Origin of the sequence: Grimontia sp. AD028 (assembly GCF_000973155.1) — a bacterium.
Lineage (GTDB): Bacteria > Pseudomonadota > Gammaproteobacteria > Enterobacterales > Vibrionaceae > Enterovibrio > Enterovibrio indicus.
In genome coordinates, this window is sequence record NZ_LASY01000198.1 from 1 (window position 1) to 321 (window position 321).

Annotated in this window: 1 tRNA gene; it reads left to right on the forward strand. The window is 42.7% G+C overall.

The annotated features are described in order from the left end of the window. Window positions 1-62 precede the first annotated feature (62 nt). Window positions 63-147, forward strand: a tRNA-Leu gene (locus RN22_RS24275). The last annotated feature ends 174 nt before the right edge of the window (window positions 148-321 follow it).

The following is a 321-nucleotide window of genomic DNA, read 5'->3' on the forward strand; positions in this document are numbered from 1 at the left end:
TCTCTCCCTTCGCACCAAACATCACTTAAGCCTTCAACAAGAAGGGTTAGGTAAAACAATTTGCGGAAGTGGCGAAATTGGTAGACGCACCAGATTTAGGTTCTGGCGCCGCAAGGTGTGAGAGTTCAAGTCTCTCCTTCCGCACCATGATTTAAAGCAGGCTTTTTAGCCTGCTTTTTTTCTATCTGCAGTTTGCAACCCACTCTATCACTTCAATTTCTCGCGCTCTCAGTGCGTAATACCAATTGTAGTAAATATCTGCTCATCCTAGCTTGTTAAAATGCTCGATAACGGCGTTGATAAATTTGATTGTAGAATAAC